This window comes from Salinirubellus salinus, from assembly GCF_025231485.1.
GTDB lineage: Archaea > Halobacteriota > Halobacteria > Halobacteriales > Haloarculaceae > Salinirubellus > Salinirubellus salinus.
This window is the reverse complement of sequence record NZ_CP104003.1, coordinates 3,611,423-3,626,616: the sequence shown is the minus strand read 5'-3', so window position 1 is coordinate 3,626,616 and position 15,194 is coordinate 3,611,423. Positions and strand designations below refer to the sequence as shown.

Genomic DNA, 15,194 nt, shown 5'->3' with positions numbered 1-15,194 from the left:
TTCAGACGTTGAGACCGGGGGCCGGCAACGCCGTCTCAGCGGACCGCGATGCCGCCCTTCATCCCCAGCGAGAAGTGCGGCTCGCAGTGGTAGAGGACGATCCCCGGCTCGTCGAGCGTCCGCGTGTACTTGACCCCCGACCCACCCTCGGGTTCGCCGGAACTGAACTCGTAGTCCGACTCGCCGAGCTGCTCCTCGGGGAGCGCCTCCACGTTGTGTGGGTTCCCCTCACCGGTCCACGAGAACTCCACCTCCGTCCCGGCCGAGACCACGGCGGCGGCCGGGCCGAACGCGAACGCCCCGCCGTTCCCCTCCGCACCCACGTCCACCGTCACGGTGTCCTGTCCGGTCAGGTCGACGAGCGTCCCGTCGTAGTTGTCTGCGGCCCCGCCCAGTTCGGTCTCCGTCAACCACTCGTCGATGGCGGGGTACGCGCTCCCGGGGATGGGGGTCGTGCCGCCCCCTCCGTCGCCGTCGCCGTCGCCACCCCCGTCGGCGCCGTCGCCCGTACACCCCGCCAGCCCGACGAGTGCCGTGCTCCCGGCCGCCAGCACCGCTCGCCGTGAGATGTGGTTCATATTGGCAGACTGTCAAGCGGCAACATATGTGTTTCGTCGGTCCACGGTCGCGTCGTGGTGACAGGCGGGGCCTACTGGACCTCCGAGGAGGACGCCCGCGAGAGCAGGAACACCGCGACGGCACCCAGCACCAGCGCCAGCGCCGTCAGGATGGCCACCGCGGGGACCACGGTGTGGGCGGTTCCCTCCAGTCCCGGCACGTCGAGGACGGTGATGACGTCGCGGTCGAGCATGATGGCCCGGGCGGCGTCGACCGCGTAGGTGACGGGGTTCACCGCCGCGAACGTCTGTATCCAGCCCGGCAGCGCCTCGAGCGGGATGAACGCGCTCGACAAGAACAGCAGGGGGAACTGGAGCAGGTTCGCGCCGATGATGGTCGACTCCTGGTCGCGCGTGAGCACGGCCAGCGAGTTCGAGAACGCCGCGAACGACAGCGAGAACAGCACGCCGACCGCGACGATGCCGAGTGCTCCCGGGATCCCGGTCGCTATCTCCGCTCCCAGTGCCACGCTCAGGACGAGGATGATGCCGATCTGCGCGGCGATGCGGGTCACCTCGGCCAGCGTCTTCCCGAGGAAGACGGCCGTCCGGTTCATCGGGCTGACGAGCACCTTCTCGAACATGCCGTTCTCGATGTCGTTGACGAGGCCGATGCCCGAGGTGACCGCGGCGGCGATGGCCACCTGCACGGCGATGGCGGGCGCGAGGTACGTCTCGTAGTTGATGCCACCCGCCGGCCCCCGCAACGTCCCCTCCACGACGCCGCCGAACACCTGCGTGAACAGCACGAGGAAGATGACGGGCTGGACCAGCGAGACGACGAGGACGAACGGGTTGCGCACCGCCTTCAGGTTCCAGCGCTTGTAGTTCACCCAGAGGTCGCCGAGGAACGTGTTCGAGGTGCGCTCGACGGTCCCGGCCGCCCGGTCTGCCGTCTCCGTGGGCGTACTCACCGGCCCACCTCCGGGGCCGCGGCGGCCCCCTCGTCCGCCGTCCCGTCCGCATCCTCACCGTCGTCCTCGCCGTCGAGGTGCTCGCCCGTGATGGCGAGGAACACGTCGTCGAGCGTGGGCGCCCGGACGTTGAACCCGACCACGTCGAGGCCGGCGTCGCGGAGCGCCACGAGCAGGTCGGTCCCGCGCTCGCGCGCCCGCCGCGAGGTGACGGTGACACCCTCGGCCGTCGACTCGACGGTCGCCGACGCCTCGAACAGCCCCGAGGACTCGGCCACCTCGACCGCCCGCTCGCGGGCGTCCTCACCGTCCTCGAGGTCGATGTCGAGTATCTCGCCGCCCACCTCGCGCTTCAGGTCGGCGGGCGACCCGGTGGCGACGATGCGGCCACCGACGATGACCGAGAGCCGGTCGCACAGCTGGTCGGCCTCCTCCAGATACTGGGTCGTGAGGAAGATGGTGGTGCCCGCGTCGTTCATCTCGCGGAAGTACGCCCAGAGGCGGTTGCGCGCCTTCGGGTCGAGCCCGGTCGTCGGCTCGTCGAGGAAGACGAGCGGCGGGGAGTGGACCAGCGCCGTCGCCGCGTCCAGCCGCTTCTTCATGCCGCCGGAGAACTCCTCGGCACGCTTGTCCGCCACGTCCGCGAGGTCGACGAGGTCCAGCAACTCGACGATGCGTTCGTCGCGGTCGGCCCGGGGGACGCCGTAGGCCTCGCACGCGAACCGGAGGTTCTCCTCGGCAGTCAACTCCGGGTCGACGCTCGTCTCCTGTGCCATGTAGCCGATGGACTGGCGGACCTTCCGTGGCTCGCGCACCACGTCGAAGCCGTTCACGTGGACCGTCCCGGCCGTCGGCGAGAGCAGCGTCGCCAGCGTCTTGATGGTCGTCGTCTTCCCCGCCCCGTTCGGGCCGAGGAAGCCGAAGAACTCGCCCCGTGGGACCCGGAGGTCCACGCCATCGACGGCCCGCGTGCCGTCGGCGTAGGTGAGTTCGACGCCCACGGCCTCGATGGCCGCCTCGGTCCCTCGTCCGTTCCGTCGTGCCGCGTCGGTCTCGCCCGTCATCGTCCGTCTCCCGCCGTCTCGCCGGTGGGGAGCGTGGTCCCGGTCCGCTCGTCCAGTCGGTGCTCCTCGGCCCAGCGGTAGAAGTGCCCGAACGCGGGGAACAGCGCGCGCGCCTTCTCGGTCGCCTCGTACTCCACCCGCGGCGGCACCTCGTCGAACGCCTCGCGGTGGAGCAACCCGGCCGCCGTGAGTTCCTTCAGCCGCTCGGTCAGCGTGTTCGGCGCGACGCCGACCCGCGACTCCAGTTCCGAGAAGCGTAACGGCCCCTCGCTGAACGCGAACGTCTTCAGGATCGCCATCGTGTGCGCCTTCCCGAGCAGGTCGAGCAGGTCCACGACGGTCCGCTCGACGCGCTCGCGCTCCGCCGGCGAGAGTGCGTCCCGGCGGGCACGGGCCGCCTCGCGCCCCCGGTCTGGTTCGGCACCGCCACCGTCGGTCGCCCCCGTGCAGGACGGGGTGGTCTCGTCCGCGCTGTCTCCCTCGGTCACGCTCCGCACTACGACTCGTGAATCCTTATGCTTACGCGTTCGAAGTCGTGACGCACGAGCCCCCAGACACCCGATACTTCGATACTTCGAAGTCAGTAGTATATGTCGGCCCGACGCCTACGAGGGGTGCATGAGGATCACCGTCTTCGGGGCGACGGGGCGCACCGGCGTCCCGTTCGTCCGTCGGGCACTCGACGCCGGCCACGAGGTGGTCGCACACGCGCGGACCCCCTCGAAACTCCCGTTCTCCGACGAGCGACTCGTGGTCGTCGAGGGAGACGTCTACACCGGGGAGGGGGTCGCCGAAGCCATCGCGGGGGCCGACGCCGTGGTCAGCCTGCTCGGGCAGACGGGCGACGGCCCGGACGACCTGCTGACCGTCGCGGGCGACCACGTGACCGGGGCGATGGCCGAGCACGGCGTCACCCGCTACGTCACCCTCGTCGGTGCTGGCGTCCGCGAGGCGGGCGAGTCACCCTCCCTCTCCGGGAAGGTGATGGGCACCCTGCTGCGACTCGTCGCGAAGGAGGTGCTCGCCGACGCCGAGGAGCACGTCCGCCGCGTTCGGGCGACCGACCTCGAGTGGACGGTGGTGCGCGCACCGCGACTCGTCGACGGCGACGCGTCGGGCTACCGGGCCGGCGACATCGACCTCGGGTTCGAGTCGGTCGCCCGCGCCGACGTGGCCGCCTTCTGCCTCGACTGCGTCGAGGACGACCTGCACGTTCGCGAGATGCCGAAGGTGGGGCCGGCGTGAGCCGACGAGTGCTCGTCACGGGCGCGACGGGGACCACCGGGGGCGCCGTCGTCGGCGAACTCGCCGGCGACGCCGACGTCGAGGTCCGGGCCGCCGTCCGCGACCCGACCACCTACGACGGCCCCGCGACACCCGTCCGCTTCGACTTCACCGACCCCGCGACCCACGACGCGTTCGACGGGGTCGACGCGGTCTACCTCGTCCGCCCACCCGCGCTCGGCCGCGTGGAACGCGACGTGTTCCCGGCCATCGACGCGATGGAACGGGCCGGCGTCGAGCGGGTCGTCCTCCTCTCGGTGCTCGGCGCCGAGCGCAACCCGCTCCTCCCGCACCGGCGACTGGAGAGGCGACTCGAACGCTCGCCGCTCTCGTGGACGTTCCTCCGGGCCGCGTACTTCGCGCAGAACCTCGAGACCACCCACCGCGAGGAGCTCCGCCGCGGTGAACTGTTCGTCCCCGCCGGCGGCGGCCGGGTCGGGGTGGTCGACGCGCGTGACGTGGCGGCGGTGGCCGCCCTCGCGCTCCGCGGCGGCCACGGCGGGCGCGCCTACGACCTGACCGGCCCCGAGGCGCTCACGTTCGGCGAGCTGGCCGCCACGCTCGACGCCCACCTCGACCACCCGGTCACGTACGCCGCCCCCGGTCTCCTCCGGTTCGCTGGGCGGTCGCTCCGCGAGGGGACCCCGCCAGCGCAGGTGGCGGTGATGGCTGGGCTCTACACCATCGCTCGGCTGGGACTGTCGGCGCGGACCACCGACACCGTCGAGGCGGTGCTCGGTCGGCCGCCGCGCTCGTTCGCCGCGTACGTCGCCGACCGGCGTGCGGTCTGGACGCGGCGCGACCGCGAGCCGGTCACCGCTTAGAGGTCCGGGTCCTGCTGCTGGCCGTGGTCCCCGTCCGGTAGGTAGACGTTCGCCTCCGGGTGCTGGTCGGCGTCCTGTACCAGCCGGCCATCCTCCCGACACGCCTCCAGCTCCACCTTCGCTTCCTCGCGGTCGACGTCGACGACGGCCGCCGCGACGTCGAGGAGGTCGGCCTCTGGCACCCCGTCGCCGGCCCCCGCCTCGACGGGCGTGTAGGCCGTCCGCTCCACGAGGAACCGGACGAGTTCGGGGAGTGTCTCCGTCCCGTCGAGGGCGGCGTGCCACGCGGCCGGGTACGCGCTCAGGTGGTGGTCGTCCACCTCGTAGACCGCCCGGTCGTCCACCCACTCGCGCGACCGGGTCGTCGCCTCGGCCAGCGCCGCGCCGAACGAGTCGGCGTCGACGTGGCTCCCCCGCTCGGCCAGCGCCTCGACGTGCACGTCGACGGCCGCGCGAGTCACGCCGCCACCGTCGCCGACGTGGCGCTCGACCAGCGAGACGAGGTCACGCGGTCGCAGGTACTCGCTCCGCTGCCCGGCCTCCCGTAGCAGTGGCTCGTTGGGTTCCATGGTCCCCGTTGTCACGTGAGACACAAGAGGCCGGGAGCGCCGGCAAGTGCGACCGGCAGCGGCGTCACCGCTGGCGGTCGGGATCCGGAGAACAGAGAGGTCGCAGACGGGGAGGGCTTACCGCGCGGCGGCCGCGACGCGCTCCAGTTCCTCCTTCTGGGAGATGGCGTAGGTCTGGAGGTTGTAGTTGGCCGCGCCGATGAGCTGCTGGGCGAGCGCCTCGGCGGCGGTGGTCGTCGTCTTGTGCGAGGCCGAGTAGGTCCCCTTGGCGATGAAGCCGAGCGCCTGGTCGACGCGGCGCTGGGGCGAGACGTCGACGGCCTTCGGGACCGAGATGCCACCGTACTTCAGGCGGACGGTCTCCTCGCGCGGGCCGCTGTTCTCGACGGCACGGACGAGCACCTGGACCGGGTTCTCCTCGGTCCGCTCGTGGACGACGTCGAACGCGTCGCGCACGATGCGCATCGCCATCTGCTTCTTGCCGGTGTTCTCGTCGGTCTGCATCAGCCGGTTGACGAGCCGCTCGACGATGGAGATCTCGCTCTTCTTGAACTGCTTCGAGGCGTGCCGGCCCATCGTGTGCGCCACGGGCGTCACCGTGATGTAGCGCTTCGTCGACGGGTCGGAGTACTCGATGTCCGAGACGTCCCAGACGCCGAACAGCTGGGCGCGCTCGACGGCCTCGTCCTCGTCGACGGGGGCGTCCGGCTCGGGCGCCTCCATCTCCGGATCCTCGACCTCGGGCTCTTCGCCGCTCATCGCACCGGCTTCTCCGCGTTCCCGCGGACGAGTTCGATCATCGAGACACCGTTCACCTTCTCGACCTTGTAGTTGACACCCGAGAGGTCGCCCATCGCACGACCCTTGGCCCCACCGATACCGGCGATGGTGACCTCGTCGTGCTCGTCGATGAACGAGATGGCACCGTCACCGGGACAGAACGCGGTGACCTGCTTCCCGTTCTTGATGAGCTGCACCCGGACGCACTTCCGGATGGCCGAGTTGGGTTGCTTCGCTTCGATTCCGACCTTCTCGAGGACGATGCCCCGACCCTGCGGGGCGCCCTCGAGGGGGTCGGACTTCTTGCCGAGTCCACGGGCGCGTCGCGCGTACTTCGAGTCGGACCACCGGTGTTTCTGGCGGTCCTTCTTCAGTTTCCGCGCGGCGTACTTGCCGTTCGCCATAGTGTAGGTGTTTTCCCCATCGAGGTAGTTAAGGCTCCCGTTTCGAAAACCGGCCCGCCGGGGCGTGTCGCGCCGACACACACCGCCCGGACCCGGCAAGGTTCATAAGGAGCCGCTCGCAACCCGAGGGCATGACCGCGAACGCCACCGACGGAGGCATCGACATCGGCGTCAGCACCTTCGTCCTCAAGATGGTCGCCGTGGCACTCGCCCTCATCGCCCTCGGGTTCGTCATCACCCGGTCCCAGCCCGCCTCCGATTTCACCGGCGTCGTCGTCGGTATCCTCTACTCGACGGGCGGGCTGATGTTGCTCGTCATCGTCGTCGCCATCGTCGGAGACCTGGTGTCCCAGCTCCGGCGGCGGTAGTCGGAGAACGGGACCGAGAGAGAGAGAGCCGCTGTTCTACGTCAGCTGCACGTCGTCCACGTCGAAGTGGCGCTTGGCCAGTTCGCGGGCGCGGTGGATGGTCTTGCCGTCCGAGCCGATGGCGACCCCACGGTCCTCGCTCGCCACCTCGGCGTACGCCACGGTGGAGTCGTTCTCGCTGACGGTGACGTTGTAGACGGCCGCGGGCGAGAGCGCGTTCGCGACGAAGTCGGCCGCGGTGTCGGCGTCCTCGACGAGTTCGACCGAGCGGCCGACCCGCTGTTCGACCCGTCTGACGACACGCCCACCGGGGCCGATGGCCTTCCCCATCTCGCCCGCGGGGACGACGAACACCAGCCGGTCGAACGCCTCGTCGACCAGACAGTCCCGTGCCGCTACGTCCGTCTCGTCCTCGAACAGGGCGATGAGCTGGCGCGCCTCGTCCGAGAGGGTGACCCGCATCCCCTAGTCGTCGCTGGGGGCTTCGTCCCGATCGGCGGTCCCCATCCGGAGGTCCACGTCACCGGTCCCCAGCCGGATGGGCTTGCCGACGATGACGTTCTCCGTGACGCCGTCGAGGTCGTCCACCTCGCCGTGGATGGCCGCGTCGAGCAGGTGGTTGACGGTGACCTCGAACGCCGCCCGCGCCAGCACCGACTCCTTGTTGCCGGAGATGCCGTGCCGGCCGATGGACTCGATCTCGCCGCGGTTCGTCATGATGTCCGCGACGAGCATCAGGTGCCGGACGTTCACGTCGTCCAGCCCCTGCTCCTCCAGCGTGTTCATCGTCTCCTCGATGATGGCCTCGCGGGCGGCCTCCACACCGAGCTGGCGGTACACCTCGTGGATGTTGTTACACGTCGTCCGCGAGGCGTCCACGCCCTCGATCTCGAGGGCGTCACCGAACGCCGACCCCTCCGTGTAGAGGATGAACTCCTCGCTGCCGTCGTCGAGCTCCTCCTTGCGGATGACGACGCGCGAGACCTCCTCGATACCCTTGAACACGACGTCCCGGAGCTCCTCCACGAGCTGGAGGAGTTCGCGGTACGAGGGCTGTTCCGGACCGAACTCGATGACCGTCGTCTCCGGGCGGACCGTCTCGACCTTGAGCTTCGACTCGATGGTCTCGGCGATCTCCTCGCTCACCTCGTCGAGGGTCTCGACGGTCGGCCACCGCTCGCGCAGCGTCTCCTCGTTCAGGTCGATGCGGACGAGCATGTCCGCCACGTTCGTGGAGACGTCGCCGAGCTGGAGGATCTTCGTCGCCTCCAGCGCCCAGACGACCTCGTGGGCACGCTCGCGGTCGGTCGCGTACTCGCCCTCGAGGTGGACCGTCATCATCGGCGTGTCCGGGGTCTTGCGGGCGTCGACCAGCTCGATGAGCCGGGGGAGCCCCTGCGTGACGTCGATCTCCGCGACGCCCGCGTAGTGGAACGTGTTCATCGTCATCTGCGTCCCCGGCTCACCGATGGACTGGGCCGACACCGTGCCGACCGGGTCCAGCGGGTCCACGCGCGTGTCGAGGTACTGGCTCTCGACGGCCTGCGCGATGTCCTTCGCCTGCGCCTCGGTCGCGTCCGTCGCGGTGATGGCGTCGTAGACGCGCTCTTTCAGCCGCCGGGGCAAGTCCGTGTTCTCGACGATGTCCCGGACCTCAGTCATCGGACTCCACCTCCGTGCTCGCGGCGGTCTTCCAGCTGTCCATGTGCTCCGAGAGGTTCGTGTCGGGCTCCTTGCGACCGAGGAACTGCTCGCGCTCGACGTCGCTGTCGAACGCCTCGTCGAGGACGCGCTGGGTGATGCCCTCCACGTCGATGTCGAACTCCTCGTTGGAGGCGACACGCACCGGCGAGGTGCCGTCCTCGCCGAACTCGAACTGGACGACGGTGTCCGAGGTGTCCCGGACGGTGCCGTCGTACTGCGTCTCCAGTTCCGACAGGGCGTTGATGAGCCGACGCTGCAGGTAGCCGGACTTCGAGGTCCGGACCGCGGTGTCGACCAGCCCCTCGCGGCCACCCATCGCGTGGAAGAAGAACTCACGCGGGGAGAGCCCCTTGCGGTAGGAGGACTCCACGAACCCGTGGGCGTCGGCGCTCAGGTCGTTCGGCTCGTAGTGGCTCAGGGTGCGGTCCTCGTAGCCACGGTTGATGCGCTCGCCCCGGACCGCCTGCTGGCCGACACAGCCGGCCATCTGCGTGAGGTTCAGCATCGACCCACGCGCGCCGGACTTGGCCATCACGACCGCGGGGTTGTCGTCCGCGAACCGGTCGCCGGCGATGTCACCCGCCGAGTCGCGGGCCTTCCCGAGCGTCTGCATGATCTTCATCTCGAGCGTCTCGTCGATGGTCCGGCCGGGCAGGGACTCCAGGTCGCCCTGCTGGTAGGAGTCGATGAGGTTCTGCACGCGCTCGTAGGCCTCCTCGATGGCCTGCTCGATCTGCTCCTCGCCGTCGGCGTCGATGGACTCGTCGTCGATGGCGAGCGAGAAGCCGAAGTGCATGATCGAGCGCATCGCGAGCGTCGCAACCTCGTTGACGAACTGGCGGGCCCGCGTGTTCGAGTGCGTCTTGCAGATGGTGTCGACGATCTCGCCGCCGAACGCGCCGACGCCACCCTCGTCGATGGTCCCCTCGATCAGCTGGCCGTCCTGGATGACGACCGTGTCGCCACACTCCGCGACGAACTCGAGGTTCAGCGCGTCGGGCAGCAGCTCCGAGAACAGCGTGTGACCGGTCCAGTACTCCTGGCCGGTCTCCTCGTCGACGCCGTCGGCCGCGGGCAGTTCGTCGATGCTCGTCGCCCGGAGCAGGTCGAGTGCCTGCGTCTCGTTGAACTGCGGGTTCTCGTGGGTCAGCAGGTAGGTCCCCGAGATGTGGTCCTGGATGGCGCCGATGATGTTCTCACCGAAGCGGGGACTGAGGATCTGCTCCTGGACCCGCATCAGGACGCGGGCCTCGGCACGCGCCTCCTCGTTCTGGAGCGCGTGCATGTTCATCTCGTCCCCGTCGAAGTCGGCGTTGTACGGGGGACAGACGACGGTGTTCAGCCGGAACGTCTTGTACGGCATCACCACGACCTCGTGGGCCATGATGGACATCCGGTGGAGCGACGGCTGTCGGTTGAAGATGACGATGTCGCCGTCGATGAGGTGGCGCGCCACCTCCCAGCCGGGTTCGACCTTCTCCGAGAGCTCCTCGCAGTTCTTCTCGGTCACCTTCAGGCGTCGGCCGTCCGGACGTCGGACGTAGTTCGCGCCGGGATGGGTCTCCGGCCCCTGCCGGACGTACCGGCGCGCGTCGTCGAGGTTCCGCTCGTTGACGTTCATCGTCTGGGTCATCTCCGTCGCCACGCGGTCCGGGACCCCGACCTCGTTCAGCGAGAGCGTCGGGTCCGGGGAGATGACGGTACGCGCGGAGAAGTTCACGCGCTTACCGGACAGCGAGCCACGGAAGCGCCCCTCCTTGCCCTTCAGGCGCTGGGAGAGCGTCTTCAGGGGTCGGCCCGAACGGTGGCGGGCCGGCGGCGTCCCCGATATCTCGTTGTCCATGAACGTGGTGACGTGGTACTGCAGCAGTTCCCAGAGGTCCTCGATGATGAGCTGCGGGGCACCCGCCTCGCGGTTCTCCATGAACCGCTGGTTGATGCGGATGATGTCCACGAGCTTGTGGGTCAGGTCGTCCTCGGAGCGCTGGCCGTTGTCCAGCGTGATGGACGGCCGGGCCGTCACCGGCGGGACCGGCAGGACGGTCAGGATCATCCACTCCGGTCGGGACTTCTCGGCGCTGATGCCCAGCACCCGGATGTCCTCGTCCGGGATGTCCTCGAACCAGTCGCGGATGTCGCTCGGCATCAGTTTGTTCATGTCCTCCTCGGTGAGGTCGATGCCGAGTGCCTTCTCCAGGGACTCGCGGTCCTCCTTGGCCGGGCGGAACTCCCCGCCCATGATCTCGTTGATGCGCGAGAGTTCGATGCCGGTGGCCTCGGAGAGTTCGTCCGGCGTGACGGGCTCGCGGTCCTCGGCGTCCTCCTCGTCCTCGTCGCCGACGGGCTTGCCCTGCATCGCCGCCGCGATCATCTCGGAGTAGTCCGCCGCCAGCACCTCCTGGACCTCGTAGTACGTCGTCGGCTTCTCGTGGTTGATGTCGTACTGCTTCTCGCCACACTCCGGACAGCGCTTCTTCTTGCGCGCCTGCCGGATGGCCGCCTTCGTCACGTCGTTGACGTCCTCGCCGAGCTGGCGGGTCCGGTCGAGCCGCGAGCGGAACTCCGCGCGCTCGTCCTCGGTGAGACAGAGCCGCGAGCACTCGCGGCACGTCCCGCGCAGGAGTCGCCGGATGAGCTTCGCGTGGCCGACGTGGATGACCGGCGCCGCGAGTTCGATGTGACCGAAGTGTCCGTTACACGACCCGCTGTGCTTGCCGCAGGTCTTGCACTCCAGCCCGGGGTCGATGACCCCCAGCCGCGGGTCCATCAGCCCCATGTCGATGGGGAACCCGTCGTCGTCGTAGGTGTCGGCCGTGATGACCTTCGTGGCCGACATGTCGCGGTACTCCTCGGGGTCCATCAGCCCGAAACTGAGCGACCCGATGTCCTTGGGTGATTGTCCTGCCATGGTTACACTGCGTCCTTCAGTTCGATGCGCGGGGCGATGCCGAGCGCCTTCATCTCGTCCAGCAGGAGCTTGAACGCGTAGCTCATCTCCACCTGGTGGACGTCCGTCTCCTCCCCGCAGTTGGGGCAGTAGACACGTCGCTGTTCCACGTTCTCGACGGCCGTCATCCCGCACTGGCCGCAGACGTGGATCTGCTCGCGGTCGGACTCGTCGAGCAGTCGTTCCTTCAGCGCCATCGCGGCGCCGTGCCCGATGAGCACGTCACGCTCCATCTCACCGACACGGAGGCCACCCTCGCGGGCGCGCCCCTCCGTCGGCTGGCGCGTGAGCACCTGCACCGGCCCACGCGAGCGGGCGTGGATCTTGTTCGAGACCATGTGGTAGAGCTTCTGGTAGAAGATGACGCCGACGAAGATCTCGGCCTCGATCTTCTCCCCGGTCACCCCGGAGTACATGACCTCCTTGCCCGAGTCCTTGAACCCGTGTTCGGTCAGGGCGTCGCGGAGCTCCGCCTCGTCCTCGCCGGTGAAGGCGGTCCCGTCGACGCGGCGACCCTCCAGCGAGCCGACCTTGCCGCCGAGCATCTCGAGGACGTGGCCCACCGTCATCCGCGACGGCAGCGCGTGCGGGTTGACGATGAGGTCCGGGACGACGCCGTTCTCCGTGAACGGCATGTCCTCCTGCGGCGCGATGTGGCCGACGACACCCTTCTGGCCGTGGCGCGACGCGAACTTGTCCCCGAGTTCGGGGATGCGCTCGTCGCGCACGGAGACCTTCGAGAGCTTCGAGCCGTCCTCACCCTCCATCAGCGTCACGGTGTCGACGACACCGCTCTCGCCCGAGCGCATCGTCACGCTCGTCTCGCGGCGCTTCTGCGGGGAGAGGCCGCCCATGTCGTCCGGTTCCTCGAGGAACCGCGGCGGCGACGTCTTCCCGAGGAGCACGTCGTTCTCGCCGACGCGCGTCTCGGGGTTGACGAGGCCGTCCTCGTCGAGGTGTGCGTAGGCGTCCTCGCCGCGAGCACCGCGCACGTCGTCGCTCGGCATCTCGAAGCGGTCCTCCTGCCCACCGGGGTAGCGCCGTTCCTCGCCCTCGTACGTGCGGAAGAAGTGCGAGCGGGCGAGTGCCCGGTCGATGGAGCCGCCGTTGAGCACGAGCGCGTCCTCGATGTTGAACCCCTCGTAGCTCATGACCGCGACGACGAAGTTCTGGGCCGCCGGGCGGTCGTCGTAGCCGATCTGCTCGGTGGTCTGGGTCTTGACCATCGAGAGCTGCGGGTAGTGCAGCAGGTGCTGGCGCGTGTCGGGCCGGATGCGGTAGTTCGCCGAGGGGAGCCCCAGCGACTGCTTGATCATCCCCGACCCCATCGTGATGCGCGGGCTGGCGTTGTGCTCCGGGTAGGGAATCATCCCCGCGCCGATACCGAACATCAGCTGCGGGTCGACCTCCATGTGCGTGTGGCGCTCCGTGAGGTCGTCGTCGTCGACGGCGACGAGGATGTCCTCTTCCTCCTCGGCGTCGATGAACTCGATGTAGCCGCGGTCGACGAGGTCCTCGAACTCGAGGTCCCCCTCGCTGACCGCCTGTATCTCCTCCTCGGAGATGAGCGGCTCACCGCCCTCGATGACCAGCAGCGGGCGGCGCGCCCGGCCGGCGTCGGCGTTGACGATGACCTCGTTCGTCCGGTCTTTCACCGAGACGTTGACCATCTGACTGACCTCGCCGCGTCGGCGGGCCGTCCGGATGTTCTCGGCGAGCTCGTGCGGGTCGGGGTGGGTGCCGACCAGCGAACCGTTCACGTAGATCTTGGCTTCTCGTTGTCGTCCCTGACTCATGCTAATCGTCGGCGGGTGTTTGCGGCGTCTCGATGCCGGGGATACCCTGGACCCCCATGTTCGACAGCTCTCGCTTGAGCTCCTGCTCGTCGGCGACGTTCTGTGACAGCTCCATCGCCTGGGCGAAGTTCTTCACCAGCCCACAGTTCGGTCCCTCCGGCGTCTCGGAGGGGCAGATACGACCCCACTGGGTCGCGTGCAGGTCACGCGCCTCGAAGTGGGGCTGGCTGCGGGAGAGCGGCGACCGCAGGCGCCGCAGGTGAGAGAGGACCCCCATGTAGTCCGTGCGGTCGACCAGCTGGGAGACGCCGGAGCGCCCACCCACCCAGTTCCCGGTGGCGATGGGGTGTTCGAGCCGCTCGGTCAGCACGTCCGAACGGACGACGGTGTTCACCGAGAGCTTGCGGTTGCGCATGTTCGCGCGCTCGAGCTGGTACTTCACGTCGCGAGAGAGCTTGTTCAGCGCGGTGCGGAACAGGTCACGCATCAGGTCGCCGCTGACCTTCAGGCGCTTGTTCGCGTAGTGGTCCTTGTCGTCGGACTCGCGCCGTCCCAGCGCGAGCTCGAAACAGGCCTCCGCCATCCGGCAGAGGTAGTACGCCTTGTTGAACCGGGTCTCCTCCTCGTCGACGCCCTCCTCGTGGAGGTGCGGCAGGAGGTAGCGGTCGATGACGTAGTTCGCCCGCTTCAGCTGGTAGTTCTTCCCCTGGCCGCTGGCGACGCGCTTGCCCAGCGTCTCGATGGCCTCGTGAGTCGTCTCCACCTCGGCGGCCTCCAGGTTCTCCAGCATGAACTTCACGACCTCCGGGTCCTCGCTGACGCGGTGGACGATCTCCTCGTCGGACTCCAGCCCGAGCGCCCGGACCAGCGTGACGAAGTTGATGCTCCCCGAGACCGACGGGAACGAGACCTCGAGCAGGCCCGAGCGGTTGCGCTCACAGAGGACGAGCGCGCGGTAGCCACGGCGCTGGGAGAAGGTCTTGGCGACCTGGATCTCGTCGCCGTACTTGGTGTCGTACTCCGCGAGGATCTTGTTCGGCGCGAGGTCCTCGCTGGTCATCAGGACGCGCTCGGAGCCGTTGACGATGAAGTAGCCACCGGGATCGGCGGGGTCCTCGCCGATCTGGATGAGTTCGTCGTCGTCGAACTCCACGATGTTACAGGCGTCCGAGCCGATCATGATGGGCATCCGGCCCACCTTCGTCTCGGACTGGTCGACGATGTGCGGTTCCTCCTCCTCGCCGCCGCGCATGATGGTCATCTCCATGAACACCGGCGCGGAGTAGGTGATGTTGCGCAGGCGTGCCTCCTGCGGGTAGAGCAGTTCCTCGCTGCCGTCGGCCTCGCGCACCCGCGGGGTCGTGATGCGCACGTTGCCGAGTTCGACCCACACCGGCTCCTGGCCCTCCTTGTCGCCGATGTCGGTGTCGATGGTCTCCTTCTCGTCGACGACCTCCTGCATACCACGGTTGAGGAAGGCGTTGAACGAGCGGAAGTGGTGCTCCGCGAGTCGGTCGCGGGAGAAGTACTGTCGTGAGATTGAGCGTCGTTTCTCTCTGTTCATTCGATCACCAGTCGATAGACGACTGCGCGGTCGGTCGTTCGGGAGTCCCGGACGATCTTCACGACGTCACCCGGCTCCGCACCCTCCGGGGTACCGGGGTCCTTGCGCTTGATCTTCGGGAGGTCGGTTCTGTCGATGTCGTACTCGTCGAGCACCTCGGCGAGCTCCTCTTCGTCGAGGAGCGTGTGCTCGGGGACGAGTTCGTGTTGGCTTACGTCTACCATGTGTGCTGACTCGGAGAAGCTGTCACAGGATACTACAGCGCGGTACAGGGCCGCCGAACATAAGAGTTCCTATCGCGGGTGCGACGGCTACCGCTACCGACGACCGGGCCGCCGGACGCGGCCCGGAACGGACAC

General features: G+C 68.6%; 16 protein-coding genes. 3 read left to right on the top strand and 13 right to left on the bottom strand.

What is annotated here, in order from left to right; all coding sequences use genetic code 11:
- Positions 1-35: 35 nt before the first annotated feature.
- The 4 genes from N0B31_RS19100 to N0B31_RS19085 form a co-directional block, all read right to left on the bottom strand.
- Positions 36-578 carry a halocyanin domain-containing protein gene (locus N0B31_RS19100; protein WP_260593205.1) on the bottom strand — a complete coding sequence of 181 codons (543 nt, stop codon included), beginning with the start codon at positions 576-578 and terminating at the stop codon, positions 36-38.
- Positions 579-649: 71 nt separating this feature from the next.
- Positions 650-1,531: an ABC transporter permease gene (locus N0B31_RS19095; RefSeq protein WP_260593204.1), complete on the bottom strand. Its 882-nt coding sequence runs from the start codon at positions 1,529-1,531 to the stop codon at positions 650-652.
- A complete protein-coding gene (locus N0B31_RS19090) occupies positions 1,528-2,595 on the bottom strand; it encodes an ATP-binding cassette domain-containing protein (RefSeq protein WP_260593203.1) in 1,068 nt (355 codons plus the stop codon). The genes N0B31_RS19095 and N0B31_RS19090 overlap by 4 nt, the downstream gene beginning before the upstream one ends.
- Positions 2,592-3,083, bottom strand: a complete 492-nt coding sequence (locus N0B31_RS19085; protein ID WP_260593202.1) for a winged helix-turn-helix transcriptional regulator — start codon at positions 3,081-3,083, stop codon at positions 2,592-2,594. Before N0B31_RS19085 ends, N0B31_RS19090 begins: the two co-directional genes overlap by 4 nt.
- A 130-nt stretch (positions 3,084-3,213) precedes the next feature.
- On the opposite strand from N0B31_RS19085, the gene N0B31_RS19080 reads away from it, so the two are divergent.
- Positions 3,214-3,840: an NAD(P)-dependent oxidoreductase gene (locus N0B31_RS19080; protein ID WP_260593201.1), complete on the top strand. Its 627-nt coding sequence runs from the start codon at positions 3,214-3,216 to the stop codon at positions 3,838-3,840.
- The gene (locus N0B31_RS19075) at positions 3,837-4,703 is read left to right on the top strand and encodes an NAD(P)H-binding protein (RefSeq protein ID WP_260593200.1); all 867 of its coding nucleotides are present in this window, start codon (positions 3,837-3,839) and stop codon (positions 4,701-4,703) included. The genes N0B31_RS19080 and N0B31_RS19075 overlap by 4 nt, the downstream gene beginning before the upstream one ends.
- Here the strand turns inward: N0B31_RS19075 and N0B31_RS19070 are convergent.
- The 3 genes from N0B31_RS19070 to N0B31_RS19060 form a co-directional block, all read right to left on the bottom strand.
- Positions 4,700-5,272, bottom strand: a complete 573-nt coding sequence (locus N0B31_RS19070; RefSeq protein ID WP_260593199.1) for a hypothetical protein — start codon at positions 5,270-5,272, stop codon at positions 4,700-4,702. The two genes, N0B31_RS19075 and N0B31_RS19070, sit on opposite strands and share 4 nt — an antisense overlap.
- 117 nt (positions 5,273-5,389) lie before the next feature.
- Positions 5,390-6,031, bottom strand: coding sequence for a 30S ribosomal protein S7 (locus N0B31_RS19065; protein WP_260593198.1), 642 nt, complete (start codon positions 6,029-6,031; stop codon positions 5,390-5,392).
- A complete protein-coding gene (locus N0B31_RS19060; RefSeq protein WP_260593197.1) occupies positions 6,028-6,456 on the bottom strand; it encodes a 30S ribosomal protein S12 in 429 nt (142 codons plus the stop codon). Before N0B31_RS19060 ends, N0B31_RS19065 begins: the two co-directional genes overlap by 4 nt.
- A gap of 131 nt (positions 6,457-6,587) precedes the next feature.
- Here N0B31_RS19060 and N0B31_RS19055 point away from each other — a divergent pair, with 131 nt between their 5' ends.
- Entirely contained in the window at positions 6,588-6,824 is a 237-nt protein-coding gene (locus N0B31_RS19055) for a hypothetical protein (protein WP_260593196.1), read from the top strand.
- A 36-nt stretch (positions 6,825-6,860) separates the two neighbouring features.
- Here N0B31_RS19055 and N0B31_RS19050 read toward each other — a convergent pair whose 3' ends face one another.
- From N0B31_RS19050 to N0B31_RS19025, 6 genes are read right to left on the bottom strand one after another with little or no spacing between them, the layout of a single operon-like run.
- A complete protein-coding gene (locus tag N0B31_RS19050) occupies positions 6,861-7,286 on the bottom strand; it encodes a NusA-like transcription termination signal-binding factor (RefSeq protein WP_260593195.1) in 426 nt (141 codons plus the stop codon).
- A gap of 3 nt (positions 7,287-7,289) precedes the next feature.
- Positions 7,290-8,486 (bottom strand): DNA-directed RNA polymerase subunit A'', encoded by a 1,197-nt coding sequence (gene rpoA2, locus N0B31_RS19045; protein ID WP_260593194.1) that lies wholly within the window; start codon positions 8,484-8,486, stop codon positions 7,290-7,292.
- Complete coding sequence (locus N0B31_RS19040) at positions 8,479-11,436, bottom strand: DNA-directed RNA polymerase subunit A' (RefSeq protein WP_260593193.1); 2,958 nt, start codon at positions 11,434-11,436, stop codon at positions 8,479-8,481. Before N0B31_RS19040 ends, rpoA2 begins: the two co-directional genes overlap by 8 nt.
- Before the next feature lie 2 nt (positions 11,437-11,438).
- Positions 11,439-13,271 (bottom strand): DNA-directed RNA polymerase subunit B, encoded by a 1,833-nt coding sequence (gene rpoB / locus N0B31_RS19035; protein ID WP_260593192.1) that lies wholly within the window; start codon positions 13,269-13,271, stop codon positions 11,439-11,441.
- A 1-nt stretch (position 13,272) separates the two neighbouring features.
- Positions 13,273-14,835: a DNA-directed RNA polymerase subunit B'' gene (locus N0B31_RS19030; protein ID WP_260593191.1), complete on the bottom strand. Its 1,563-nt coding sequence runs from the start codon at positions 14,833-14,835 to the stop codon at positions 13,273-13,275.
- Positions 14,832-15,059: a DNA-directed RNA polymerase subunit H gene (locus N0B31_RS19025; protein WP_260593190.1), complete on the bottom strand. Its 228-nt coding sequence runs from the start codon at positions 15,057-15,059 to the stop codon at positions 14,832-14,834. The genes N0B31_RS19030 and N0B31_RS19025 overlap by 4 nt, the downstream gene beginning before the upstream one ends.
- Positions 15,060-15,194 lie beyond the last annotated feature (135 nt).